This is a genomic window from Pseudomonas sp. C9, from assembly GCF_002000165.1.
Classification (GTDB): Bacteria; Pseudomonadota; Gammaproteobacteria; order Pseudomonadales; family Pseudomonadaceae; genus Aquipseudomonas.
Genome location: NZ_MPAK01000001.1, coordinates 1194195 through 1219797 on the forward strand (window position 1 = coordinate 1194195; position 25603 = coordinate 1219797).

Consider the following 25603-nt stretch of genomic DNA (forward strand, 5'->3'; position numbering starts at 1 on the left):
AATGCGCTCTCTTACCCTCCATCTGAAACTGCTGATCACCATCCTGGTGGTGCTGGGCATTTCAGTTACGGCCTATCAGATCTTCGTGCTCGGGATTCCCGTGACCGAAGACGCCACCGACGACTTGTGGAACATCGACGCCAAGGTCGAGTTCGTCGCCAGTGCCAAGGATCCGGTCAAGATCCAGATGTTCGTACCGCCACTGAGCCGCGATTTCGTCAGCCTCAACGAGAGCTTCATTTCCAACAACTACGGCGTCGCCGTGAACCGTATCGACGGTAACCGCAAGGTCACCTGGTCGGCGCGTCGGGCCAAAGGCAATCAAACCCTTTATTACCGCCTGGTGCTGACCAAACGCTACACCGGCGAAAAATCCAAGATCAAAGGCCCGACCTTCCGCGACAGCATCGCCGTCGAAGGCCCGGAAAAAATCGCCGCAGAAGCCCTGCTCGCCCCGATTCGCCAGCACTCGGCCGACGTCGAAACCTTCATCGGTGAAGCTATCAAGCGGGTCAACAACGTCAGCGACGACAATGTGAAGTTACTGCTGGCCGGCGATCCTTCCTCCGCCCACAAAGCCAAAATCGTCGAGCTGGTGCTGTCCATCGCCCACGTGCCGGTGGAAAAAGTCCACACCATTCGCCTGGTGGCCGACCAGCCGCAAATCCCTGAACTGTGGTTGCGCAGCTTCAATGGCACCGACTGGCTGTACTTCAACCCGGAAACCGGTGAACAAGGCCTGCCGACCGACCGCCTGCTGTGGTGGACGGGCGATGAAAACCTGATCACGGTCGATGGCGGCAAAAAAGCCAACGTGACCTTCAGCCTGAACAACAGCGAAATGAACGCCATTCGCCTGGCCAAGCTGACCGACGAAAACACCGACGCCAGTTTCCTTGAGTACTCGCTGTACGGCCTGCCGCTGCAAACCCAGCAGACATTCATGATCATGGTGATGATCCCGATTGGCGTGCTGGTGATTCTGATCCTGCGCAACCTGATCGGCATTCAGACGCTCGGCACCTTTACCCCGGTGCTGATCGCCCTCGCCTTCCGCGAAACCCAGCTCGGTTTCGGCATCATGCTGTTTACGATCATTACGGCGCTGGGGCTGTCGCTACGTTCCTACCTTGAACACCTGAAGTTGCAAATGCTGCCCAGACTCTCGGTGGTACTGACCTTCGTGGTGGTGCTGATTGCGGCCATCAGCCTGTTCAGCCACAAACTGGGCCTGGAGCGCGGGCTGTCGGTGGCGCTGTTCCCGATGGTGATTCTGACCATGACCATCGAACGCCTGTCGATTACCTGGGAAGAACGCGGCTCTGGGCACGCCATGAAAGTGGCCATCGGCACCCTGTTCGCAGCGTCCCTGGCGCACCTGATCATGACCGTGCCGGAGCTGGTTTACTTCGTGTTCACCTTCCCGGCGATCCTGTTGATCCTGGTGGGTTTCATGCTGGCGATGGGTCGCTATCGCGGCTACCGCTTGACCGAACTGGTGCGTTTCAAGGCTTTCCTGAAGAAGGCTGACGCCTGATGTTCGGCTTCTGGAAGACCTGGAAGGCCCTGGAAGCCCGGGGCATCATGGGGATCAATCGGCGTAACGCCGACTACGTGCTCAAGTACAACAAGCGCAGCCTGTACCCGATTGTCGATGACAAGATCATCACCAAGGAACGTGCCATCGCCGCCGGCATCCATGTGCCGGAACTGTATGGCGTGATTTCTACCGAGAAAGAAATCGACAACCTCGACGAGATCATCGGCGGGCGTACCGACTTCGTGATCAAACCGGCCCAGGGCGCGGGCGGTGACGGCATCATTGTGATTGTCGACCGTTTCGAAGGCCGCTACCGCACGGTGTCCGGCAAGATCATCAGCCATGAGGAGATCGAGCACCATATCTCCAGCATCCTGACCGGCCTGTATTCCCTGGGCGGTCACCGCGACCGTGCGCTGATCGAATATCGGGTGATCCCGGACCAGATTTTCAAGAGCATCAGCTACGAAGGCGTGCCGGACATCCGCATCATCGTGTTGATGGGCTACCCGGTGATGGCCATGTTGCGCCTGCCGACCCGGCAATCCGGCGGCAAGGCCAACCTGCACCAGGGCGCCATCGGCGTCGGTGTCGACCTCGCGACCGGGGAGACACTGCGCGGTACCTGGCTGAACAACATCATTACCAAGCACCCGGACACCACCAACGCCGTCGATGGCGTGCAACTGCCCTACTGGGACGGTTTCATGAGACTCGCTGCCGGCTGTTATGAGCTATGCGGGCTGGGTTATATCGGGGTCGACATGGTCCTGGACCAGGAAAAAGGCCCGTTGATCCTTGAACTCAATGCCCGACCGGGCCTGAACATCCAGATCGCCAACGATTGCGGCCTGACATTGCGCACACACGCGGTTGAAGCACGCCTGGAAGAATTGAAGGCGCGCGGGATCACCGAGACGGTTCGTGAGCGGGTGGAGTTTGTGCAGGAGATGTTTGGGCATATTCCGGCGGTTGAGGGCTGATCAGAGACCGAGTCGCGGCCTTCGCGAGCAAGCCCGCTCCCACACTCGATTTGTGTAGCACCGAAGATCAAATGTGGGAGCGGGCTTGCTCGCGAAGGCTGACCGCCAGTCACTACCCCCCCCAACCCTGCCTCCAATCTACCCAACACCGACATCCCCTCTAGGAGCAAATCCTGCAGAGGACTACAATCGCCACCCCGCCTCGATGGCTGACCCGCCCCGCCCATGTTGACCTGTTCCGTACACCCGCTCCCCTATCGCGCCAATCCCGCCGAGTATTTCGCGGCGATTCGTCATGCACCCGGCGCCGTGCTGCTCGACAGTGGCCGGCCGAGTGCCGAGCGTGGCCGCTTTGATCTGCTCAGCGCCTGGCCGCTGGCGCAATTGGCCGTGCTGCCGGACGAAAGCGGCAACGACTTCCTGCAACGCCTGCGCGAGAATCTGGCGCAACTGGGCGAAGCGAATGTTCCGTTTGACCTGCCCTTCGCCGGCGGCCTGATCGGTTATCTGAGCTACGACTTCGGTCGGCACCTGGAACATCTGCCGAGTCAGGCACAAGACGATTTGCAATTGCCCGACGCGCGTTTCGGGCTGTACGACTGGGCCTTGATCAGCGATCACCACTTGAAGACCAGCCAACTGGTGTTTCATCCGTCGTTGATCGACAGCGAATGCCAGCGTCTGATCGCGCTGTTCAGCCAGCCGACGGCTGATGCCGTGGCCCCCTTCAAACTGAACGCGCCGATGAGTGCCGACCTCAGCGCTGACGAATACCGCCAGGCGCTGGAGCGTATCCAGCAATACATTCAGGCCGGTGATTGCTATCAGGTCAACTTCGCCCAGCGCTTTCGCGCACCCTGCGAGGGCGATTCATGGACCGCTTACTGCGCGCTGCGGGCGGCGTGCCCGACACCCTTTTCCGGTTTCCAGAGCCTGCCCGACGGCGGCGCGGTACTGAGCCTGTCACCGGAGCGTTTCGTCAAAGTCAGCCAACGCCATGTGGAAACCCGCCCCATCAAAGGCACCCGCCCTCGCGGCCTGACCGCCACCGAAGACGCAGCGAACGCCGCCGAATTGCTGGCCAGCCCCAAGGATCGCGCGGAAAACCTGATGATTGTCGACCTGCTGCGCAACGACCTCGGCCGCACCTGCCGCATTGGCTCGGTGCGCGTACCGGAATTGTTCAGCCTGGAAAGCTATCCGAATGTGCATCACCTGGTCAGCAGCGTGACCGGTGAACTAGCCGATGACCGCGATGCGCTGGACCTGATCGCCGGCAGCTTCCCCGGCGGCTCGATCACCGGTGCGCCGAAGATTCGTGCGATGCAGATCATTGATGAGCTGGAGCCAACCCGTCGCGGCTTGTACTGCGGCTCGTTGTTGTACCTGGATGTGCGCGGCGAGATGGACAGCTCCATCGCGATTCGCAGCTTGTTGGTCAAGGATGGGCAGGTGTGTTGCTGGGGCGGCGGCGGGATCGTCGCCGACTCCGAGTGGCAGGCTGAGTACCAGGAGTCGATTACCAAGGTGAAGGTGCTGCTCGATACCCTGCAGAACCTTTAAAAGCATCGTCGGAACGCCGCCCGGACCAAGCCTTGCTCCTACGGGTTCTGAGTCGTTCCGACTTCCGGCGTACGACACAAAATCTGTAGGAGCAAGGCTTGCCCGCGATGGCGTCCTCGAAAACGATTACAAACTCAATGCCCGGTTCGAAGCCTTGATGAACTCCTGCTTCAAGTCCTCAAACGTATGCACCGCCGGGAACTGCGGGAACTCGCGGATCACATTGTCCGGCGCGTGGAACAGAATCCCGGCGTCCGCCTCACCCAGCATCGTGGTGTCGTTGTAGGAGTCGCCCGCCGCAATTACCCGGTAGTAAAGGCTCTTGAAGGCCAGGACCGACTGACGCTTGGGATCTTTCTGACGCAACTGATAGCTCGTCACCCGACCGGAATCGTCAGTAATCAAGCGATGGCAGAGCAGCGTCGGAAAGCCCAGTTGGCGCATCAGCGGCTGGGAAAACTCGTAGAACGTGTCCGACAGAATCACCACCTGAAAGCGCTCACGCAGCCAGTTGACGAACTCAATGGCGCCATCGAGCGGCTTCAGCGTGGCAATCACTTCCTGAATGTCGGTGAGTTTCAAACCGTGCTCGTCGAGGATGCGCAGGCGTTGCTTCATCAGCACGTCGTAATCGGGAATGTCCCGAGTGGTGGCCCGGAGCGATTCGATCCCGGTTTTTTCGGCGAAAGCGATCCAGATTTCCGGGACCAGTACACCTTCAAGATCCAGACAGGCAATTTCCACAAGACACTCCCATTTGTATTGATTATTGAGTCGAGCGAGCAAAAAGACTGCCGAACTCTAGCGATTCAAGCTGACGGGCGCAACGCAGAGGGCGCGCCAGTAGCCGCAGGATTTTGTTACCATCTGGTCCATATAGAGCGCCCAGCGCCACCGACCTGTAGGAAGCCGCCCTGATGAGCCCAACGTTCGACGTCGTGGAACTCGCCACGACCTATGCCAACAAATCCGCCCAGGACATCCTGAAACTCGCGTTCGCCGAGTTTGGCGATGACCTGTGGATATCTTTCAGCGGTGCCGAAGACGTGGTGCTGGTGGACATGGCCTGGAAACTGAACAAGAACGTCAAAGTGTTCAGTCTCGATACCGGCCGCTTGCACCCGGAAACCTACCGTTTCATCGATCAGGTGCGTGAGCACTACAAGATCGACATCGAATTGGTGTCGCCGGACTACACGAAACTTGAACCGTTCGTGAAGGAAAAAGGCCTGTTCAGTTTCTACAAGGATGGCCATGGCGAATGCTGCGGCATCCGCAAGATCGAACCGCTGCGCCGCAAGCTGTCCGGCGTAACCGCTTGGGCCACTGGTCAGCGCCGCGACCAAAGCCCAGGCACTCGCAGCGCCGTAGCGGTGCTGGAGATCGACACCGCGTTCTCGACACCCGAGCGCACCCTGTACAAATTCAACCCGTTGGCGCAGATGACCAGCGAGGAAATCTGGGGCTACATCCGCATGCTGGAGTTGCCGTACAACAGCCTGCATGAGCGCGGCTTCATCAGCATTGGCTGCGAACCGTGCACTCGCCCGGTGCTGCCGAACCAGCACGAACGCGAAGGTCGCTGGTGGTGGGAAGAAGCAACGCAGAAAGAATGCGGGTTGCACGCGGGGAATATCATCAGCAAATCCAAAGGCTGATTCCGCCTGACAGACTGCCCTTGTGGGATCGGGGCGGGCAAGAGCCCGGCTCCCACAATGGATCTGTGACGTTCACTAATTCCTGTGGGAGCCGGGCTTGCCCGCGATGGCAGCACCTCGGTTCCAAGGCAGGCTCAAACCGCACTAAACCGCCGGCTCAACCCCTGCTCCGCAAACTGCTCAATGATGAAATCCACAAACGCCCGGGTCTTGCCCGGCAACAGTTTGTGTTCCGCGTAATAGATCGAAATGTTGCCATCGTCGACATACCAGTCCGGCAACACCCGCTGTAGCTTCCCGCTTTCCAGATACCCCGAGGCAAACGGCATGCTCACCAGCGCAATCCCCAGTCCTTGGGCCGCCGTTGCGCACGCCGCTTCCGAATCGCTCATGGTCATTCGCGCCTTCAGCGTCAACGGGCTGTGTTGCTCCGTGCGGCTGGTCAACTGCCAGGAACGCACCCGGCCGGTCTGCGGGGAACGAATCAGGATGCCATCGTGGCGCTTCAAGTCGTCTGGCTCGATGATCGCTTCGTGTGTGCTCAAGTAATCGGATGACGCCACCAACACCCGGTGCGCCGGTGTCAGCTTGCGTGCCACCACGCCTTGGGGCAGTTCGAATCCACCGCCAATGGCCGCGTCGAAACCTTGCGCGATCAAATCGACCTGGCGGTTTTCGAAATGCCAGTCCGGATTGATCGCCGGAAACCGCCGCAAAAACTCGCCCAGAAACGGCACCACATACAATCGTCCAAACACCGTGCCCATGCTGACCTTCAACGTCCCCGCCGGCCGCCCTTCGGCGCTGGCCAGATTGGCGACGGCATTCTGGATGGTGTGCAGGCTGGAGCTGACTTCGTTGAGAAACAGCTGGCCGGCCTCCGTCAGTGTCAGGCTGCGCGTGCTGCGCTGAAACAGCCGCACGCCGAGCCGCGCCTCAAGTTTGGCAACACTCTTGCCCACGGCGGCCGGGGTCAGACTCAAGCGCCGGGCGGCTTCGGCAAAGCTGCCCACCTCGGCACTGCGCACGAAGCATTCGATACTGCTGAAGGTTTCCATAGGCGCCACTATAAACTTTTGGTTTACACAGACTATCGTAATTACCGTCTACTCAGCGTGTAATCCGCAATCGATACTAGGCTCCATCAACCGGGGCATCTCGCTTCGGGACTTTGGAGATCGATATGACTACTCAGAACCTCAGCGGCAAAGTGGCTTTGATTCAAGGCGGATCTCGGGGTATCGGCGCAGCCATCGTCAAACGCCTGGCCGCTGAAGGCGCGGCAGTTGCCTTCACCTACGTCAGCTCCACGGCCAAAGCCGAAGAACTGCAAAACAGCATCACAGCCAACGGCGGCAAAGCCCTGGCCATCAAAGCGGACAGCGCCGACGCCGAGGCCATTCGCAACGCTGTGAGCGCTACCGTCAAAGCCTTCGGTCGCCTGGACATCCTGGTCAACAACGCCGGCGTGCTGGCCGTTGCCCCCCTGGAAGACTTCAAGCTCGAAGACTTCGACCAGACCCTCGCCATCAACGTGCGTAGCGTATTCATCGCCACCCAGGCCGCCGCCCAACACATGACTGAAGGCGGTCGCATCATCAACATCGGTAGCACCAACGCTGACCGCATGCCCTTCGCCGGTGGCGGCCCGTACGCCATGAGCAAGGCAGCGCTGGTCGGCTTGACCAAAGGGCTGGCCCGCGACCTCGGCCCACGCGGCATCACCATCAACAACGTGCAGCCCGGCCCGGTCGACACCGACATGAACCCCGCCGACGGTGACTTCGCAGAAAGCCTGATCCCGATGATGGCGGTGGGTCGTTATGGCAAAGCCGAAGAAATTGCCAGCTTCGTTGCCTACCTCGTCAGTCCAGAAGCCGGCTACATCACCGGTGCCAGCCTGACCATCGACGGTGGTTTCGGCGCCTGACCCTCGGCTTGATCAAGACAAAAACGCCGGCAACCCTGATCAGGTTGCCGGCGTTTTTTGTTTATCGCTTCAGGTCCATTCCAGGGCCGGCAAACCACACGCGCTCGGCGTGAAGGCTTTCAGCGAACGAAGAATGCCATCGGCATGTGCGTATTTTTCGTCAGCCATGGCCGCGTCCGGGATCGCAATAGCAGTCATCCCCGCCGCCTTCGCCGCAGTGACCCCGAACGGCGAATCTTCAAACACCAGGCAGTCCTCAGGCGCAACACCCAGGCGGCGCGCCGCCGTGAGGAAGATATCCGGTGCCGGCTTGGCTGCGCCTACTTCCGGGTCATCGGCCGTCACGATGAAATCGAACAGCGCGAACCAGTCACGGTGCAACGTGGTTTTCTGGCCGAACGACTGGCTCGAAGAACTGGTACCGACTGCGATCGGAATACGGTTGGCCTTCAAGTGCCGAACCAGCTCCTGCGCACCGGGCATCGCCAGCGCCGTAGGAAAACGCTCACGCATCAGCGGCTCGCGGATCACCAGGAACTCTTCGGCGGTGATCGGCAGATCAAGCGCCTCGACCACGTACCGCGCCAGATCACCCGCCCCACGCCCGATGATGTTCTGCTTGATGCTCCAGTCGAACACCCGGCCGTAACGCGCGGCAATCAGGGACGTGACCTCGGTATAAATGCCCTCGGTGTCCAGCAGCAAACCGTCCATGTCGAAAATCACAGCCTTGATCGGGCCGAACGTGTTGAGCGGTGCATTCATCGCATCTGATCCGTTTTCAAATGACACCCCAGAGACGGCTCAGGTACGGCCGGGTCCGTGATCGATTAAAGGATTCAGCAGCATAGCGAGCGCGGCTGACGTTGGGCAACGGGCAATGCCTGGCCGTTACAAAAAGTGCTCGTCGTCATTTAGCGAATCCCCCTACATAAAACGCCTCCTTTCCCGACTTCTTTACCCGTTGATCCCAAGCAAAGTCTCGCGCTCATCTTGATCTGCGCGAGGGACTGCGAATGTTCGTACCTGACAAGGTACTGGCCTTGAATAACGCCATCGGCTTGCTGGTGGTCGCCGCCATGGACCCCAAACAGCCGAACGTCGAGGCGCTGCTCGCTGATTTTCGCCTTTGTCTCAATGATTACGACGCGTGGGCCGAGAGTTTCTGGACTGGCAAGGCACTGGAGATCGAACAGGTATTCAAGGTCGGCAACGATGTCCGGCTGATCGCACCGAAGCACTCCACTGCGCCCATCAGCTCAACCGTCGGCGCATGCCCGGCCAGCGGCCCGTTGACGCTGGTGCACATGTTCGAGGCCGCGCGATTCGTCCCCATTGGCAATACGCCCGTGACGCTGGAGCCGTTGAACGCTGACGGCACCTATGGCGAGCCGGTCAACCACGAGATCGGTCCCAGCGGCATCCTCGAAATTCCCAAGTGTGAGCGCGGCCAACGTTACCGCATTACCTTCTTTCCAAACGTTTCCACCGAACACGTCAAAGCGCTGTACGCCTCTTATCAAAGCGTCATCGGCGAGCTGGAAGGCTGGCTGCGCAACGAATGGGCGAATGAATTCGAGGCTTCCTGGGTCGAGTTCGCCGAGGCGGGTTTCATCAAGCGCTACGGCCTGCTGCAACAGGCTGACTGGCGAGGCTTCGAGAATGCGCTGAACGGTTTGTGGGACGACGTGAAGCAGATATACGAGCTGATCGCGGACCTGCAAGCCAACAGCCAAAAGCTCCTTGAGTACCTGACCGAGACCGAGCTTGAAACACTGCTGAAGGCCTCGGCGGAGTCGATCGCCAATCTGTTGCTGATGCTGAGTGACGAGCCGTTGATGTTCATTCATCTCGCGGCGTTTACCAGCTGGGTGCGGATGCTGCCGCCACATCACGCTGCAGAGGTTGTGGCGGAAATTCGCACAGGCATTTTGATCGGTTTTCTCCTGGCGCGATTTACCGGCACCAAAGGACTGAAACTCGGCATCAGTGCCAAGGTGCTGAACAAGCTCAAATCGGAACGGGCGCGCAAATGGCTGGCTGCCGCGAGTTTGCGGCTGGCCGCTCAATCCGACCTGACGCCCCATGCGGAGGTATTCAAACCCCTTGCGGTCAACGCCCGCACTGCTGCGCTGAATCCCGCACCTGCGCTGCCATTACAGATAAGTGCCGGCTCTGCACCCATAACACAGGTGGAAAATCCGCTCGCCATCGCTCGCAAAAAATCCGCAGCCACCACCCGCCTCAGCCGACACGAACACCGTGACGACGCCTCCGAACAGGCGAAAAACCCCAATGGCGACAGCGCCGACTGCGGGCCGCTGACCTGTACGAACGGTTGCCCGGTGTCGATGGTCACCGGCGAAGAGTTGCTGACCCTGGAGGATGGTTCGCTCAATGGCTTGCTGCCCTTTGCGTTCACCCGGTTGTACCGAACCAGCGCCGTGGAATTCGATTGCGGGCTGGGCTGGGGCTGGAGTCATTCGTTGGCGCATCGGCTGGAGCTGGACGCTGAACACGTCGTCTGGATCGACCATGAAAACCGCCGTACGACGTTTCCGCTGCCCAGCCAGGAACGCCCGGCCATCCATAACAGTCTGTCGCGGGCCGCGATTTATCTCGGGGATCAGCCAGAGGAATTAGTGCTCGCATTGGCTGGCGAGACGGTGCGGTTTTATCACTTTTGCACTGGGCGGCTGACCACGATCAGTGACGCCTACAACAACCGCTTGCACGTCACCCGCGATCGTCAGGATCGCATTCAGCGCCTCGATAACGGTGCAGGCCGTTCGCTGCTGTTGCGCTACGAGCGCCGGCACATTGTTGCCGTCGAGTATCAATCGTTTCATCCCGCCGACACGGCCAATGACGTCTGGCGTACTGAGCAAACGCTGATTTCCTACCGCTACGACGCCCGCCAGCGACTGATCGAAGCGACCAATGCCGCCGGTGAAAGCGAGCGGTACGACTACGACGACCACCACGTGATTCTCCAGCGGCAACTCGCCGGCGGGGCAAGTTTCTTTTGGGAGTGGGAACGGTCGGGCAAAGCGGCCCGATGCATTCGGCACTGGGCGACGTTTTCGCAGATGGATACACGCTATGCCTGGGACGACAACGGTGGCGTGCGGGTTAAAAGCGTCGATGGCAGCGAAGAAGCCTACGTCCATGACGATACGGCGCGGTTGGTGCGTCGGGTTGAGCCAGAGGGTGCCGAGTATCTCAAGACTTATGACCACAAGGGTCATCTGATTGCCGAACAGGGGCCGCTGGGAGCGATCACTCAATACCGCTACGACGAGATCGGGCGGCTGATTGCGCTGATTCCACCTGAAGATGAGCCAACGTCCTACGAATACCGCAACGGTTTCCTGCATGCGTGCTCTCGCGGTAAAGCCGTATGGAAATATCAACGCAATGCTCAAGGCGATGTCACCGAGGCCATCGATCCCGATGGCCAAACCACCCATTACCACTACGACACCCAAGGACGGCTGCTCTCGATTCGTTTTCCGGACAGCAGTCGCCAGATTTTCGTTCGGGATGCACTTGGGCAACTGATCGAAGAAACCCTGCCGGACGGCGGTCAGCGGCGGTTTTCCTACGATGTTCTGGGACGGAAAATAACCTTTCAGGACGAATTCGGCGCTGTCACTCACTACCAACGGGACGCCGTTGGCCGACTGATCCAGACAACTCTTCCTACTGGCGCCAGTCGAGCCTTCAGTTACAACGCCTACGGCAAGATCACTGCCGAACGGGATGAACTGGGTCGTGTCACGCGTTTTGAGTACGACGATGAGTTGCACCTGGTCAGCCGCCGGATCAACCCCGACGGCACACACCTGCGTTACCGCTATGACAACGCACGGCTGCTGCTGACCGACATCGAGAACGAGTCCGGTGAACGTTATCGACTGGACTACACCGCCAGTGGATTGGTCCGACAGCAAACCGGTTTTGATGGTCGACGCACGGCGTATGCCTACGACCTGAATGGCCATTTACTGGAGAAAACCGAGTACGGCGATGACGGCTCGAAGCTGATTACGCGCTACCAGCGGGACTCGGCCGGTCGGTTGCTGATCAAAACCCTGCCTGACGGCACCAAGGTTGAATATTGCTACGACAGCCTCGGTCGGCTGGTCAGCGTCGACGACAGCCAAGACCACCCACTGGAGTTCGAATACGACACCCAGAACCGCCTGATCACTGAACACCAGAGTTGGGCCACGTTGCGTTATGGCTACGATGCCTGCGGCCGGCTCAATCACCTGCGCCTGCCGGACAACAGCAAACTCAGCTACCACCGCGCCAAAGGTGGCGCGCTGACCGCCATCGACCTTAACGGCACACGCCTCACAAGCCACACCTCCCGATTCGGTCGCGAGTTACAACGCCAGCAAGGCCTGTTGCGCAGTCAGTACGACCACGACGAACAAGGCCGCCTGAAAGCCCACGCTGTCAGCCAACACCAACAGTCGCTGTACCGGCGCGACTACACCTACACCGCCAACGGCAATCTCGACTACATCGCCGACACCCGTCATGGCCAACGCAACTACCAATACGACCCTCTCAACCGCCTGATCCGGGTCCGTCACTCGCGCGATCAACAACCCGAAAGCTTCGCCCACGACCCCGCCGGCAACCTGTTGATGCAGGACCGACCCGGCCCGGCAGCCGTCAAAGGCAATCGTCTGTCGATGCAAGGCGACCGTCACTTCGACTACGACGCCTTCGGCAACCTGATCCGCGAACGCCGCGGCACCGCGCAAAAACTCGTCACCGAATACCGCTACGACTGCCAGCACCGGCTCATCGGCGTCACGCTGCCCAATGGCACCTGCGCGACCTACCGCTACGACGCCTTCGGCCGCCGCATCCGCAAAACCGTCGACGGCAAAACCACCGAGTTTTTCTGGCAAGGCGACCACCTCATCGCCGAACACAGCCAGGAGCATCACCGCAGCTACCTCTACGAACCCGGCACCTTTCGCCCCCTCGCCATGCTCGACGGCAAAGGCCCGCGCCAGGCCTGCCCGTTCTACTACCAACTCGACCACCTCGGCACCCCGCAAGAACTCACCGATTACAGCGGCGACATCATCTGGGCCGCGCAATACACCGCCTACGGCCGCCTGACCCGACTGAACCGCGATACCCACCAGGTGCTGGACCAACCGTTGAGGTTTCAAGGGCAGTACTTCGACGCGGAGACAGGCCTGCATTACAACCGGCATCGTTACTACAACCCGGATATCGGGCGGTACCTGACACCGGATCCGAGTGGGTTGGCGGGCGGGATTAACGGGTATCAGTACACGCGGAACCCGACGGGCTGGGTTGATCCGTTGGGGTTGAATGAATGTCCTGGGGCGGATGGGTGCAAGAGGCCGGGGTTTGGGGAGGAGGATCCGGCGGGGAAGGTTAGGGTTGATGAGAGTGCGCCTTCACTTCCTTCCTCGACAGAAGAAAGCGAGTATCTATATCGCGGTGATCTGCGTAAGCCCGACGAAATTTTTGATACTGGATTCTTGAGCAGAGGAGATAGTAATGACTTATTACTTCACGTTTGGGACAACAAAAACCCTCCGAGCAATTTTATCAGTACATCTACTGACCCAGAGATAGCGATAGACTTTGGCACTGAATACAGGACAAAAAATGGCTATATGTACACACTCAAAAGGGTTTTTGGTCATGACGTCAACAAGGAGTTGCACCCCAACGATATCCCTTACAACTACGAAGATGAGATAGCTATTCCTAGAAAAGTAAAGACCGAAGACATTTTAGGCGCTACACCACTAAAAAAAGACGGCAGCTATGTTGGGCATTCGATACCGAATCCACAAAGGAAACGACCATGACAATTGAAAAGATCTCTATCTTAATCGGTGACAAATTAGAGATTGCAGTACTCGATTACGATGTAGATTCACCTGCTATCCAAATAACACTAGAGAATGGCTGGACAAAAAAATCCTCAGGACTTGATATTTATGAATGCCTTGGAAAAATAATCAAATCGCTTCCTGATGTTAAATTTCTATGTAAAGGCGCAAAAATAAACGTGCGGCCGTCCAGCATGTCCTCACAGATGAGTTGTGGGATCATGGCCTACGAGCACAAGCTAGGCGTCCGAGCCTCAAGAAAGGACCTCGTCAATATCTTTCAGTATGACGACCAAGACATTATTAATGACCCAAAGATGCAAACCGATTTTTTCTACCGCTGGTTAGAATCACTAAAAAATAGTTAACAAACAAAACACACCATCTTGAATCCGAAAACACCTATGAAAGCATTTGAAATAGCCACGCACTCCAAGGGAGTCCACTTGCACCACTGTTTACCCATTCACGAATGTCATCGCAAATGTCTGCAGGCCTAGTGGCGTACGAGCTCAATTTAGGTATACCCACGGATCCTGAGGACATGGTGAGAATATTCGACTATGAGGAAAATTAAATTACCAACGACACCCAGTTGCAACAAGAACTCTACAAACGCTGGATCGAGTCGCTATCAAAATAGATGTTTACACCTATTTATAGTGCACTAGCTTTAGGGCTAGAGTCATGACAACAAAAGACGTGTAAAGCCCAACAAATAGCTGGGCTTTGATAGTTCAAGCACTTTTTCGTGCTGACCACCATTGTCCTTTTCGACATCGCTAGCTCCTGCATCACCAGAACGACCAGATCCTCCAGCCCCACCACCTCTCCCCATCGAACCTCCACCACTCACCGCCCCCGGGGAAGTACTGCTCCCATTGGCTTCCCCACCATTCCCACTATTAATAGAGCCGGGCGGTAGCGCGTTGCCATTCGCAAAATTCGTATTCATTTCAGTGGACGGAGGCATCCCGCCTTTATCCACAGGCGCATCGTTCCCGTAAGACTGGGCAAATCCAGTCAACGAGCTAACCGACAACAGCCCGCAACGGCCAAGGCTGCAAACTTTGAACCGATCCTGGTGCATCTCCTTAAAAAGGAGCCGCACAATCGACGAGCGGTTTCTAGCTCGGTTCACCCGAGTAATCATCACCGGCAATGTCCGGATCTTCAGGATCAGCCTCGACATCACCGCGCTTCACATCATCAGCGGGCACTTGTTCCACCGCTGTATCGTCATCCGGCGGACGTTGATCGCGACTCAGCGAGTCGGTCGGCGAAGGCAGCGGATACTCTGGAGTGTCATCAATGTCGGGGTTTTTCGGATCAGCGTTCATAAGCACCTCTCCAAGGACCTGAAGAGCAGGTCCTGATATTTCGAGGTGGCAGGTTATGCATGGGTTCGATGAAAGAGACGTTCGGTCAACGAGACCGCACAAAGATCAATCTTCGTCGTCTTCATACTCGTCTTCGTACTCAAGATTTCCCACATCACCCGCGTCATCGGAATCATTGAGCGGCACCGTGGCGTCGTCAATCAATGAACCTGGATCTTCATTGCCAGGATCATTGATGAACGGAAGCCCACTCGGGCCTTTTTGTTCTTTGCCTTCGGTTTCCGGCGTCATGGCAGGCCTCGCAATTATTGGGGGGTATATAAAGTTCGAGAGTAGCTGCCGCCATTCGTTCCGGCTTGCCAGGCACAGATACGAAAAGCCCGGCGCTAGGCCGGGCTTCTACTCGTTGGCGAGTTAGTGATGCTTGTTTTTGTGCTTATGCTTGTGTCCGTTACCGGAATGGGAGCTGCCATGATTATTGTCGTCGCCCAGGTTGTTACCGACGGCACCACCCGCGGCACCACCCAGGCCAGCACCGATGGTCGAACCGGTAGAGCCGCCTAGGCTGTTGCCAACCACCGAGCCGCCTGCTGCGCCCAAGCCGCCGCCAATGGCCGCCTCATTGCGATTGCCTTTTTCCGCGCCGACCGCGCTCCCTGCCGCGCCGCCGACACCGGCGCCGATGGCCGCGCCCGTGCTGCCGCCCAATTGTCCGCCGACGACATTACCCAACGCCCCGCCCAGGCCGCCGCCCACCGCAGCGGTGCCGTCGTTGGCCGCCATTGCACCTTGAGCCGCCAACAGTCCCACCACAAACACGGACAGCGCCAAACGTCGAGCGTTGATGCTTGTACACTTTTTGCCATTGTTAACCGGGGTCATGGGAAGCCTCGTATTCTTCTGGGGTATATGAGCTTCGAGGCTTTGTTTAAAGAATCGTTCATAAACGAAAAAGCCCGGCATTTAGCCGGGCTCTTCAATAGGCCGATCAGGATCAGTGACGCTTGTGACCTTTGGCCATGTTGCTGCCTACGCCGCCGCCCAGTGCACCACCCAAACCTGCGCCGATGGTAGAACCGGTCTTGCCACCCAGGCTGTTGCCGATCACCGAACCACCCGCTGCACCCACACCGCCACCAATGGCGGCTGAAGTGCGGCTGCCTTTGCGTGCGGTAGCAGCACTGCCGGCTGCGCCCGCTACGCCAGCACCAATCGCTGCGCCGGTGCTGCCGCCCATGCTTTGGCCGACCACATTACCCAGCGCGCCACCCAGACCACCGCCGATTGCGGCGGTGCCATCGCTGGCAGCCATCGCACCTTGAGCAACCAGAAGCCCAAGAACCAGGGAAGGCAGTGTTAAACGCATGACGAAACCTCAAAAATAGGGGGAAAAAGAAAGCCGGGGATTAAATGCTGTCACGCAGTAAACGTCCACACAAAAACCACCGCACCGCTCAATCAGCGACGGTTGGACAGCTTTTATGGGAAAGGTTTTATGACAGGCAAAAAAAAGCCCGCTGGGGAACGGGCCAGGTACTGCTTTCTAACGGATGGTTTGAGCCTACGGTGGTGGCTGTGAAAAGTATGTGAAAAAGTAAACGGCATCATTACCGAACGTCGGCACTTCAGGTTTCAACCGGTAATCGAGATTTCACACATGAAAAACCCCGCTCGATGGCGGGGTCTGTCCGGTTAACGATTACTTCCTGGAAGGCGCCGCCACTCTCGGCAGAAATTTGGCCTTCGGCCCTCTGGGCGTCGTCGATTTCACTTTGCTGGTCTGGATCGGGTCTTCCCCAAAGCCCGCCACATACTCTGTCTGGCCGCATTTAACGCAATTGTTGATCGGAAATTCAGCCCCGTCGTCTTCGATATACGGATCAGCCATACCTCTTCCCCTCTCAAATGGATCGACACCGGCAAAGCCCTTTGCCTGAATAATATCGATCACCAAGGGTTTTGAGACTAGTCGGTCATTACCGGACTTGGAATTCAGATTTCCGCGTGCCCGACGAATGGCCCACGTTTCACCTCATCTCAGTTTCACCGCCGTCCCTGTCACAAACACCACCACCATCCCGCCCTTGCCTGCCGGCATGCTGATCTCAAAATCAAGCCCCACCACCGCGTCCGCCTGAAGTGCTCGCGCCCGCTCCTTGATTTCGTCGGTCGCCTGAATCCGCGCTTCCTTCAACGCTCGCTCCAACGTCTGGGAACGCCCACCAAAAAAATCCCGCATCCCGGCAAACATGTCGCGAACAACGTTTATGCCCTGCACCGACTCGGCGCTGACGATGTCCAGGTAAGCGGTGATCTGGCGGCCTTCGATGGCGTGAGTTGTGGTGGTGATCATGGCGTCGTTTCCTGGAACAAAAAATATAATTAGGGGGAGACACTCTGGCCCTCAGAGATGGAAGGGACGTTACACGCAGGGGTCGTTCCTCGCGCCGTCCTTGTAATACCAAGCGTTTCAGCAACTGCTGACAGGGGAAGTACAAGAACCGCATATTTCGGAATGAAATGGATTAGGTTTGCCTGTCACCCCACGATCAAACTGAAGAAGCCATTGTTCAAGTCGCAAGATAACCTCGGCGGAGGAGGTACATTTGTGACCTGGCCCGGCTTTCACTATCGGCTGTAAATCGTCGGGCAGCAGTTTTGCCTCTGCACCGAAATACCAAAACTCCTTTGAAACCAGCACATTTAAACCTTTCAAATCCCTCGTTATGTGCGATTCATCATGGTGAGGATTACTACGCTGATACCAACTGCCATCCTCGTCCAACACATAGATATTGTCCCCGTGAAAGCTCCACTCTGTTTTTATGGAGGACGGGATTTTCACCGCGTATTGAGGGTCTAGCCCGTACTGCTCAAGTGTACAAACGGTATGAATCTTTGCCGCATAAATAAGCTTTCCGCGCAAACCAGCCTTGGCGGAGCCAGTGCCCACAAGCCAACTCCCCTCCTTGGCGTGCATTCTTATCGCAGGCTTGCACGTCGCCAAAGTGCAGATCCCGCCAAAAGGATTGGGAGCAAAACCGAAGTCATGGGTAATCACATAAGAATAAATGCGGGACATAGGTCATCTCATAAATAAAGAGGAGAGCTATCCAATCAGAAAAGGGGCCGCGAGGGATTGATCCCAGGTCATTGGCTTTTTAGCGGCAATACAAATGACTTGGCGCCCAAGCGGTACGAGGAGGGGACATGGTATCGATCCATTCGAGGGGTTCGGGCAGTCTAACAGGTAGGTGGCGAGGCTGAAGACCGGTTCGCCAACCTGCGTACAGCCGCCACATTTCGTTTGGCGACGAATGTGTGATGGTTCTCCCTAATTCAATTGGAACCTCACTCCGAACTAATATTTGGCGCTTATCAGTAACACCGACGATCAAACTACCTTGTTCGTCGATACCACCAAACCTCTGCATATCCTGCTCGACGCCGCAGGCTATCGAATCAGAACTTTCACTCAACTGCTGGAAAACCTCACGATGCGCGGTGATATAGCCAGCGACTCGGTAATCCTCAGCGACTTCGCATTGCTTTGCGCTATCCCATCACGGGATGGGTGTGATGTGATGTGATGTGATGTGATGAACGTGATTGGGCGGCGGCTGGATAAAATACCGGGGGGATAAACAATAGGCGACCATCAAGTCGCCCATTTTTGATATAAACAGACATTTGACGCGCCGAATCTAAAATATATCTGTCATCATTTTTGTCCGGTCACTTTTTGGTCCGAAGTTTAATTAACCCACCCTTGAATGGGTTATATTTTTTATCAGCCCGGATACCCCTAGCCCAGAGTCAATACGCCGTCAGTGGCGATAGTCCCCAAAATCACTTACAAGGGTAAGCTTCCTTGAGAGCAGACCATACCAAGCCTGTTCTATATAAATTTAACTGCGCCGGATGATTTTTCAAATACTTAACCACAACACGCACTAGCTGACTGTTCGTTACACTACCAGGCACACAAAATTTAATACCATCATTAAGTTCCTCACTGAGCAAAGAAAATGTGCCGTAAACTCCCTGCACAAAGCCCATGCACATACCAGCATCGATGCGATCATAGTCTGGTTCTGAGTCTGCTACCTTAATGTACTGCTGACACTGGCTCAGCAACTCATTACCATCATACTTAGGGTCTTCTGCATTTGCAGTGCTACTAACCCCGGCAAGCACCGCCCCTACAATGCCAACCACCATCAAGCCTGCTTTCATCGTGCATCCCTATCTTTATTTATGCTGGCGTCAACATCGCCCCACTTCGGAGAACCGAGTGTAGAGCATAGGCTGAAATCGGACCAACGGTAGCTATCGAGGGATTTGGCGAGCAAAACGAGAGTGTCGGAACAGCGAAGGGACTGGATCGGAGTGACGGAAGGCGGGATGGGATGAGTAGTACAATTGAGTAGTGCGACTGAAAAATAAAAACCCCCGTAACTCATCGAATTACAGGGGTTTTCTGAATGTGGCGGTGAAGGAGAGATTCGAACTCTCGATACAATTTCTTGTATACACACTTTCCAGGCGTGCTCCTTAAGCCACTCGGACACTTCACCGTATCTCGTCAAACATGTTCTGTCTGTCGAGGCGCGCTAATGTAGTCGAAACCTTTTCTGATGGCAAACTTTTTTTGCAGAATTTTCATGCGCTTAGCGTTTTAGTCGTTCCGGCGGGTTCCGGGCCATGGCAAACCTGCCAATCTCTGGCTTCGCCCTTCCTTCTATATAGAGAGGAATACGCGACGGGTGTGGCCGGCTACGCTTTCCCGACGGGGAAAGGGTGACTGGCGGGTCAGTCACGGCGCTTTACCTGGCCTGCCGTGGTGGGTAACGTCAGCCCCAACTTTCATACAAGGAATAGCGTCATGAGTGAGTTGATTTCCTACCATCTCGAAGACGGTATCGCGACCCTGACCTTGAGCAATGGCAAGGTCAATGCCATCTCTCCGGACGTGATTGCTGCGTTTAATGCTGCGCTGGATCAGGCCGTGACTGATCGTGCGGTGGTGATCATTACCGGTACGCCCGGGATTCTGTCGGGTGGTTATGACTTGAAGGTGATGACGTCCGGCCCTAAAGAAGCCGTGGCGTTGGTCACGGCCGGTTCGACACTGGCCCGTCGCCTGCTGTCGCACCCGTTCCCGGTGATCGTCGCGTGCCCTGGGCATGCTGTGGCCAAGGGCGCGTTCCTGCTGTTGTCGGCGGATTACCGCATCGGTGTCGATGGCCCGTTCAGCATTGGCCTGAACGAAGTGCAGATCGGCATGACCATGCACCACGCCGGTATCGAGATCGCACGTGATCGCCTACGCAAGTCGGCGTTCCACCGTTCCGTGATCAATGGCGAGATGTTTAACCCGCAGAGCGCTGTCGATGCCGGTTTCCTCGACGCGGTGGTGTCGGCCGAAGAGCTGCAAGGCGCAGTGTTGGCGGCGGCTCGTCAGCTGAAGAAGATCAACATGACCGCGCACAAGAACACCAAGTTGAAAGTGCGCAAGGCGTTGCTGGAGACGCTGGACAACGCGATCATCCTGGATCAGGAGCATTTGGGTTAAGCCCAAAACTCGCTGCACCGAAAAGCCCGACCGTCGTGTCGGGCTTTTTCTTACACATCGCGATGAAAGGTCTGTAACCGCTCTAGTATGCGACTGACCAACAAGTCGGAAACATGCGCACAAATATCGCCTATCTCCCCCTTCTATAGCGGCAATTGCCGAAAACAGTGCACATCCGTACACTGCGCCACCTTTTGTCCCGGTGGGGCCTGTAAATGCTGTTTGTGTTTCGTATGTTCTTGATGGGCCTGCACTTTATTCTGGCCGGAGTGCTTGGGGTGCTTCTGGGCCTGTGTCGCCCGTTCAACCCGGACAACAGCCGTTTGTGCGCACGCCTGTATGCGTGGCCGGCGATGTGCATTTTGCGTTTACGGGTGAAGGCTGACGTCGGGCCATTGATGGATAAACCCGAGAGCTGCGTGATTATTGCCAATCACCAGTCCAACTACGACCTGTTCGTATTCGGCAACGTGGTGCCCCGCCGCACCGTGTGCATCGGCAAGAAAAGCCTCAAGTGGGTGCCGCTGTTCGGGCAGTTGTTCTGGCTGGCCGGGAACGTGTTGATCGACCGCGGCAATGCGCACAAGGCGCGCCAGTCGATGCTGACCACCACGCACACCTTGCAGCATGAAGACACGTCTATCTGGGTGTTCCCGGAAGGCACGCGCAACCTTGGCGAAGAGCTGCTGCCATTCAAGAAAGGCGCGTTCCAGATGGCGATTGCTGCCGGTGTGCCGATCGTGCCGGTGTGCGTCAGCAGTTACGTCAAGCACATGCGATTGAACCGCTGGCGCAGTGGGAAGATTCTGATTCGTTCGTTGCCGGCAATTCCGACGGTGGGATTGAGCCTGGACGATATGCCCATGCTAATGGACCAGTGCCGCGAACAGATGCGCGAGTGCATCGCTTCGATGGATCGGCAACTGCAAGCCGCGTAAAAAGAAACCCGCCTGGTGCGGGTTTTCTTTTACCTGCGAACTTTCGCCTGCGAACGATGCAGAGTTTGCTCACTCTCAAGCAGTAGACAAGGCTAAGCTGAAGATTGCCTGCCATTGCCACCTGCTAAAAAGAAGTGAACTTGAATCATGGGTAGAGTTGTTGCTGCTGCGGTTTACAGCGCCGGTAAGAAAGTCACCAATATCACCTTGGATGAAGGCGCAGCCTGGGCCGCAAAGCCCGGCCATTTTGTCTGGATCGGCCTCGAAGAGCCAGACGCCCAGGAACTGGCCAACCTGCAACGCCAGTTCAACCTGCATGAACTGGCCATCGAAGACGCCCTGGAAAAACACAGCCGACCGAAGCTCGAAACCTTCGGCGATGCACTGTTCATCGTCACCTACTCGCCGATTCGCAAGGAAGGCAAACTCGAATTCATCGAGACGCATATCTTTGCCGGCAACGGTTACATCATTACCGCACGCAATGGTCACTCCGCGTCCTACGCCTATGTCCGACAGCGTTGTGAGGCGCGTCCGTTATTGCTTGAGCACGGGGAAGATTTCGTCCTCTATGCCCTCCTCGATTTCGTGATTGAAAACTACCAGCCGATGGGCGAAGCGATTCATGCCGAGATTGATGAGCTGGAGCGCAACGTGTTGTGCAGCGCGCTGAATGAACATGACATCCAGAAGCTTCATGGCCTGCGCCGGGACGTCTTGCGCCTGCGTCGTTATGCGGCGCCGATGGTGGAGATCGGTGAAGAGCTGCAGAAGCTGAGCTTTCCGTTTATCGACAAGAACATGCGCCCCTACTTCCGCGATGTGCAGATCCACGTCACACGACAGATGGAAGACCTGACGACTTTGGCCGACATTGCCAGCCAGACGATCGAAATTGGCGTGCTGCTGGAGGCTTCACGTCAGAGCGTGGTGCAGCGCAAGTTTGCAGCGTGGGCGGCGATTCTGGCGTTTCCGACTGCAGTGGCCGGGATTTACGGGATGAACTTCCAGAACATGCCGGAGCTGGCGTGGCAATACGGGTACTTCGGGGTACTGGGGTTTATTGCCGTGGGGTGTACGGGTTTATGGGCGAGTTTCAAGAAGTCGGGGTGGCTTTAGTCAATACCGAGTCGTCTGTGACAATCGCGAGCAGGCTCGCTCCCACAGGAAATCAGCATTGTGGGAGCTGGCATGTGTTGGCATTAAACCGTTTCTGGCTTGTGCGCCACAAACCGCATCATCCACTCCGCCACCGTAGCGCCATGATGCTCATGCTCAAGGCTGGCTACACCTTTGGAGTAGATTTGCTCGCCCAGTGCTTGCTGGCGGATTTCCAGCAGCGCTCGCGAGTAATCGTGAATGAATTCCGGATGCCCTTGGAAACACAACACCTGATCGTTGATGTGGTAAGCCGCGTACGGGCAGAAATCGCTCGAGGCGATGACTGTGGCGTTTGCCGGTAGCGTCGTCACTTGATCCTGGTGGCTGATCAGCAAGGTCAACTCTTCCCTGACCGGGCTCATCCACGGTGCTTTCGCCGCCAGTTTGTAACTGTGGGTGCCGACGCCCCAGCCTTGGCTGGCACGTTCGCTTTTGCCGCCCAGCAACAACGCCAGCAACTGGTGGCCGAAACACACGCCCAGCAGTTTGTCGCCGCGCTCGTAACGGGTCAGCAGGTACGTCTTGAGGGTTTCGATCCACGGGTCGGTGCCGAAAGAGTCGGCCTTGCTGCCGGTGACCAGATAAGCGTCGAAGATCAGATCATCGCTGGGGTATTCGCCCTGCATCACGTTGTAGACCGTGAACTCGGCCGCGATAGGCTGCTGCGAAAACAGGTGTTTGAACATCTGCCCGTAGCCCTGATATTGGTCGACCAATTCTGGACGCAGGATGTCGGTTTCCAGAATGCAGATGCGTAACGACATAAAAAATACCTGACACGTGATGGGAATAATGCACACCCCAGAGCCTGCCTCGAAACACTGTTCCAAGGCAAGCCCCGCGAGGCGTCATCGGTCCCTTAAAACGCCTCCCCTTTGGCGGCTTTATCCAGCAACAAGGCCGGTGGATTGAAACGCTCGCCATACTGCCCAGCGAGGTATTGGGCTCGGGCGACGAAGTCTTTCACCCCGTACTGATTGATGAATTGCAGCGCGCCCCCCGTCCACGCGGCAAAACCGATGCCGAAGATCGAGCCGATGTTGGCGTCTGCGGTCGACATCAGCACGCCCTCCTCCACGCAGCGCACGGTTTCCAGGGCTTGCACGAACAACAGGCGATCACGCACATCCTTGGGAGATATCTGCCTGTCTGGCTGCTCGAAACGGCTTTTCAGCTCGGGCCACAGATGTTTCTGGCCAGCGGCCGGGTAATCGTAGAAACCGCCTCCTGCCGCTTTGCCGGGCCGTTTGTATTCGTTGAGCAGCAAGTCAATCACGGCAAAGGCCGGGTGCTCAATCAGCGGTTTCCCTTCGGCTTGCAGGTCTTTGGCCGTTTGCTGGCGGATATGGCTCATGAGGCTGAGGGAAACTTCGTCAGAGATCGCCAGTGGTCCGATGGGCATGCCGGCCTTGCGGGCTTCGGTTTCAATCATCGGTGCACTGACGCCTTCGCCGAGCATGGCGATGCCTTCATTGGTGAAGGTGCCGAACACCCGCGAAGTAAAGAAACCGCGACTGTCGTTGACCACAATTGGAGTTTTCTTGATTTGCAGGACGAAATCGAACCCGCGAGCCAAGGTTTCGTCGCTGGTGTTCGCGCCTTTGATGATTTCTACCAGCGGCATTTTCTCTACGGGGCTGAAGAAATGCAGGCCAATGAACTTGGTCTGATCCGGTACAGCCGTGGCCAGGCCGCTGATCGGCAAGGTCGAAGTATTGGAGGCGATCACCGCCGCCGGGCCGACGACTTTTTGCGCGGCCGAGGACACTTTGGCCTTGAGCTCGCGGTCTTCGAATACCGCCTCGATGATCAGGTCGCAACCGGTCAGGTCGGCATCGCTTTCAGTGGTCACGATCCGCGCCAGAATCGCCTCGCGCTGCTCGGGGAGTAGCTGGCCCCGCGCGACTTTTTTGTCCAGCAGCGCCGCCGAATGGGCCTTGCCCTTCTCGGCTGCCGCCAGGTTGATGTCCTTGAGCACCACTTCAATGCCCGCCGATGCGCTGACAAATGCAATGCCGGCGCCCATCATCCCGGCACCGAGCACGCCGACTTTTTGCGTCACATAAGGGGCAAAACCCTGTGGACGCGAACCGCCGGCGTTGATTTCGTTGAGCTGGAACCAGAACGTGCCGATCAGGTTTTTAGAGATTTGACCGGCGGTCAATTCGGTGAAATAGCGGGTTTCGATCAGGTGCGCGGTGTCGAAGTCCACCTGAGCACCTTCAACGGCTGCGCAGAGAATTTTCTCCGGCGCCGGCATGCAGCCTTGGGTTTTACTGCGCAGGATCGATGGCGCGATGGCGAGCATCTGCGCGACTTTCGGGCTGGACGGTGTGCCACCGGGGATCTGATAGCCCTTCACGTCCCAGCGTTGTACCGCCGTCGGATTGGCCAGAATCCAGGCCCGTGCCTTGCTGAGCAGCTCGCCAGAATCTTTCGCCAACTCGTCAATCAAACCCGCTTGCAATGCCTGTTGTGGCCGGACTTTTTTGCCCTCCAGCAAGTAGGGCAATGCTTTCTCAATGCCCAGCATCCGCACCATGCGCACCACCCCGCCGCCGCCCGGCAACAGACCCAGCGTGACCTCCGGCAAGCCAAGTTGTACGGACGGATTGTCCAGCGCCACGCGGTGGTGGCACGCCAGGCAGATTTCCCAGCCGCCGCCCAATGCTGCGCCATTGATCGCCGCCACCACCGGTTTGCCGAGGGTTTCCAGGGTGCGCAATTGACCTTTGAGGGTCAGCACCATGTCGTAGAACGCTTTGGCTTCGGGTTTGCCGACCTTGATCAGTTCATTGAGGTCGCCACCGGCGAAGAACGTCTTCTTCGCCGAGGTGATGATGACCCCGGCAATGCTGTCTTTTTCAGCGACCAGGCGAGCGACGGAGGCCTCCATGGCTTCGCGGTAGACCGCGTTCATGGTGTTGGCGCTCTGGCCCGGCATGTCGATGGTCAGGACGACAATCTGGTCCTGACCCTTTTCGTAACGAATGGCTTCAGTCATGAACATGTTTCCTT

At 57.2% G+C, this 25603-nt stretch carries 24 protein-coding genes and 1 tRNA gene; 11 read left to right on the forward strand and 14 right to left on the reverse strand.

The genetic code is table 11. The annotated features are described in order from the left end of the window. The first annotated feature begins 1 nt into the window (after position 1). From BMS17_RS05610 to pabB, 3 genes are all read left to right on the forward strand, one after another. On the forward strand, positions 2 to 1537 hold the full coding sequence (locus BMS17_RS05610; protein WP_046027066.1) for an inactive transglutaminase family protein: 1536 nt from the start codon (positions 2 to 4) through the stop codon (positions 1535 to 1537). Continuing rightward, a complete protein-coding gene (locus tag BMS17_RS05615; RefSeq protein ID WP_046027067.1) occupies positions 1537 to 2523 on the forward strand; it encodes an alpha-L-glutamate ligase-like protein in 987 nt (328 codons plus the stop codon). Before BMS17_RS05610 ends, BMS17_RS05615 begins: the two co-directional genes overlap by 1 nt. A gap of 225 nt (positions 2524 to 2748) precedes the next feature. Continuing rightward, the gene (pabB, locus tag BMS17_RS05620; protein ID WP_046027068.1) at positions 2749 to 4086 is read left to right on the forward strand and encodes an aminodeoxychorismate synthase component I; all 1338 of its coding nucleotides are present in this window, start codon (positions 2749 to 2751) and stop codon (positions 4084 to 4086) included. A 126-nt stretch (positions 4087 to 4212) separates the two neighbouring features. Here pabB and thrH read toward each other — a convergent pair whose 3' ends face one another. After that, on the reverse strand, positions 4213 to 4830 hold the full coding sequence (gene thrH / locus BMS17_RS05625; RefSeq protein WP_033055708.1) for a bifunctional phosphoserine phosphatase/homoserine phosphotransferase ThrH: 618 nt from the start codon (positions 4828 to 4830) through the stop codon (positions 4213 to 4215). Positions 4831 to 5003: 173 nt separating this feature from the next. Between thrH and BMS17_RS05630 the strand changes: the two genes are divergently transcribed. Further along, a complete protein-coding gene (locus tag BMS17_RS05630; RefSeq protein ID WP_077430595.1) occupies positions 5004 to 5744 on the forward strand; it encodes a phosphoadenylyl-sulfate reductase in 741 nt (246 codons plus the stop codon). Between the two features lie 134 nt (positions 5745 to 5878). Here the strand turns inward: BMS17_RS05630 and BMS17_RS05635 are convergent, their stop codons facing one another. Further along, positions 5879 to 6802: a LysR family transcriptional regulator gene (locus tag BMS17_RS05635; RefSeq protein WP_077430596.1), complete on the reverse strand. Its 924-nt coding sequence runs from the start codon at positions 6800 to 6802 to the stop codon at positions 5879 to 5881. Positions 6803 to 6927: 125 nt separating this feature from the next. On the opposite strand from BMS17_RS05635, the gene BMS17_RS05640 reads away from it, so the two are divergent. Further along, entirely contained in the window at positions 6928 to 7674 is a 747-nt protein-coding gene (locus BMS17_RS05640) for a 3-oxoacyl-ACP reductase family protein (protein WP_046027070.1), read from the forward strand. Between the two features lie 69 nt (positions 7675 to 7743). On the opposite strand, the gene BMS17_RS05645 is transcribed toward BMS17_RS05640, so the two are convergent. After that, the gene (locus BMS17_RS05645; RefSeq protein WP_046027071.1) at positions 7744 to 8439 is read right to left on the reverse strand and encodes an HAD-IA family hydrolase; all 696 of its coding nucleotides are present in this window, start codon (positions 8437 to 8439) and stop codon (positions 7744 to 7746) included. Between the two features lie 251 nt (positions 8440 to 8690). Between BMS17_RS05645 and BMS17_RS05650 the strand changes: the two genes are divergently transcribed. Together BMS17_RS05650 and BMS17_RS05655 are read left to right on the forward strand one after the other, a co-directional pair. After that, a complete protein-coding gene (locus tag BMS17_RS05650) occupies positions 8691 to 13547 on the forward strand; it encodes an RHS repeat-associated core domain-containing protein (protein ID WP_077430597.1) in 4857 nt (1618 codons plus the stop codon). Next, positions 13544 to 13939, forward strand: a complete 396-nt coding sequence (locus BMS17_RS05655) for a hypothetical protein (protein WP_046027073.1) — start codon at positions 13544 to 13546, stop codon at positions 13937 to 13939. The genes BMS17_RS05650 and BMS17_RS05655 overlap by 4 nt, the downstream gene beginning before the upstream one ends. A gap of 759 nt (positions 13940 to 14698) precedes the next feature. On the opposite strand, the gene BMS17_RS05665 is transcribed toward BMS17_RS05655, so the two are convergent. From BMS17_RS05665 to BMS17_RS05695, 7 genes are all read right to left on the reverse strand, one after another. Further along, positions 14699 to 14911, reverse strand: a complete 213-nt coding sequence (locus BMS17_RS05665; RefSeq protein WP_046027074.1) for a hypothetical protein — start codon at positions 14909 to 14911, stop codon at positions 14699 to 14701. A 105-nt stretch (positions 14912 to 15016) separates the two neighbouring features. Continuing rightward, complete coding sequence (locus BMS17_RS05670; protein WP_046027075.1) at positions 15017 to 15202, reverse strand: hypothetical protein; 186 nt, start codon at positions 15200 to 15202, stop codon at positions 15017 to 15019. Between the two features lie 123 nt (positions 15203 to 15325). Next, on the reverse strand, positions 15326 to 15793 hold the full coding sequence (locus tag BMS17_RS05675; RefSeq protein ID WP_046027076.1) for a glycine zipper domain-containing protein: 468 nt from the start codon (positions 15791 to 15793) through the stop codon (positions 15326 to 15328). Positions 15794 to 15905: 112 nt separating this feature from the next. After that, positions 15906 to 16277 carry a bacteriocin gene (locus BMS17_RS05680; protein WP_046027077.1) on the reverse strand — a complete coding sequence of 124 codons (372 nt, stop codon included), beginning with the start codon at positions 16275 to 16277 and terminating at the stop codon, positions 15906 to 15908. Positions 16278 to 16610: 333 nt separating this feature from the next. Continuing rightward, a complete protein-coding gene (locus tag BMS17_RS05685; RefSeq protein ID WP_046027150.1) occupies positions 16611 to 16799 on the reverse strand; it encodes a hypothetical protein in 189 nt (62 codons plus the stop codon). Positions 16800 to 16943: 144 nt separating this feature from the next. Further along, positions 16944 to 17264 (reverse strand): YbjQ family protein, encoded by a 321-nt coding sequence (locus BMS17_RS05690; RefSeq protein ID WP_046027078.1) that lies wholly within the window; start codon positions 17262 to 17264, stop codon positions 16944 to 16946. Positions 17265 to 17381: 117 nt separating this feature from the next. Further along, complete coding sequence (locus tag BMS17_RS05695; protein ID WP_077430598.1) at positions 17382 to 17993, reverse strand: hypothetical protein; 612 nt, start codon at positions 17991 to 17993, stop codon at positions 17382 to 17384. A 286-nt stretch (positions 17994 to 18279) separates the two neighbouring features. On the opposite strand from BMS17_RS05695, the gene BMS17_RS30605 reads away from it, so the two are divergent. Further along, positions 18280 to 18501, forward strand: a complete 222-nt coding sequence (locus BMS17_RS30605; protein ID WP_077430599.1) for a short-chain dehydrogenase — start codon at positions 18280 to 18282, stop codon at positions 18499 to 18501. 259 nt (positions 18502 to 18760) lie between these two features. Here the strand turns inward: BMS17_RS30605 and BMS17_RS05705 are convergent, their stop codons facing one another. Beyond that, positions 18761 to 19147, reverse strand: coding sequence for a Rap1a/Tai family immunity protein (locus BMS17_RS05705; RefSeq protein ID WP_046027079.1), 387 nt, complete (start codon positions 19145 to 19147; stop codon positions 18761 to 18763). A 251-nt stretch (positions 19148 to 19398) separates the two neighbouring features. Continuing rightward, positions 19399 to 19488, reverse strand: a tRNA-Ser gene (locus tag BMS17_RS05710). 308 nt (positions 19489 to 19796) lie between these two features. On the opposite strand from BMS17_RS05710, the gene BMS17_RS05715 reads away from it, so the two are divergent. The 3 genes from BMS17_RS05715 to BMS17_RS05725 all read left to right on the forward strand — a co-directional run bounded on the left by BMS17_RS05715 (position 19797) and on the right by BMS17_RS05725 (position 22543). Beyond that, positions 19797 to 20486, forward strand: a complete 690-nt coding sequence (locus tag BMS17_RS05715; protein WP_077430600.1) for a crotonase/enoyl-CoA hydratase family protein — start codon at positions 19797 to 19799, stop codon at positions 20484 to 20486. A gap of 215 nt (positions 20487 to 20701) precedes the next feature. Next, positions 20702 to 21424: a 1-acyl-sn-glycerol-3-phosphate acyltransferase gene (locus BMS17_RS05720; protein ID WP_046027081.1), complete on the forward strand. Its 723-nt coding sequence runs from the start codon at positions 20702 to 20704 to the stop codon at positions 21422 to 21424. A 147-nt stretch (positions 21425 to 21571) separates the two neighbouring features. Beyond that, positions 21572 to 22543: a magnesium and cobalt transport protein CorA gene (locus BMS17_RS05725; RefSeq protein ID WP_046027082.1), complete on the forward strand. Its 972-nt coding sequence runs from the start codon at positions 21572 to 21574 to the stop codon at positions 22541 to 22543. An 83-nt stretch (positions 22544 to 22626) separates the two neighbouring features. On the opposite strand, the gene BMS17_RS05730 is transcribed toward BMS17_RS05725, so the two are convergent. Together BMS17_RS05730 and BMS17_RS05735 are read right to left on the reverse strand one after the other, a co-directional pair. After that, positions 22627 to 23349 carry an amidotransferase gene (locus BMS17_RS05730; protein ID WP_046027083.1) on the reverse strand — a complete coding sequence of 241 codons (723 nt, stop codon included), beginning with the start codon at positions 23347 to 23349 and terminating at the stop codon, positions 22627 to 22629. Between the two features lie 95 nt (positions 23350 to 23444). Then, positions 23445 to 25589: a 3-hydroxyacyl-CoA dehydrogenase NAD-binding domain-containing protein gene (locus tag BMS17_RS05735; protein ID WP_077430601.1), complete on the reverse strand. Its 2145-nt coding sequence runs from the start codon at positions 25587 to 25589 to the stop codon at positions 23445 to 23447. Positions 25590 to 25603 lie beyond the last annotated feature (14 nt).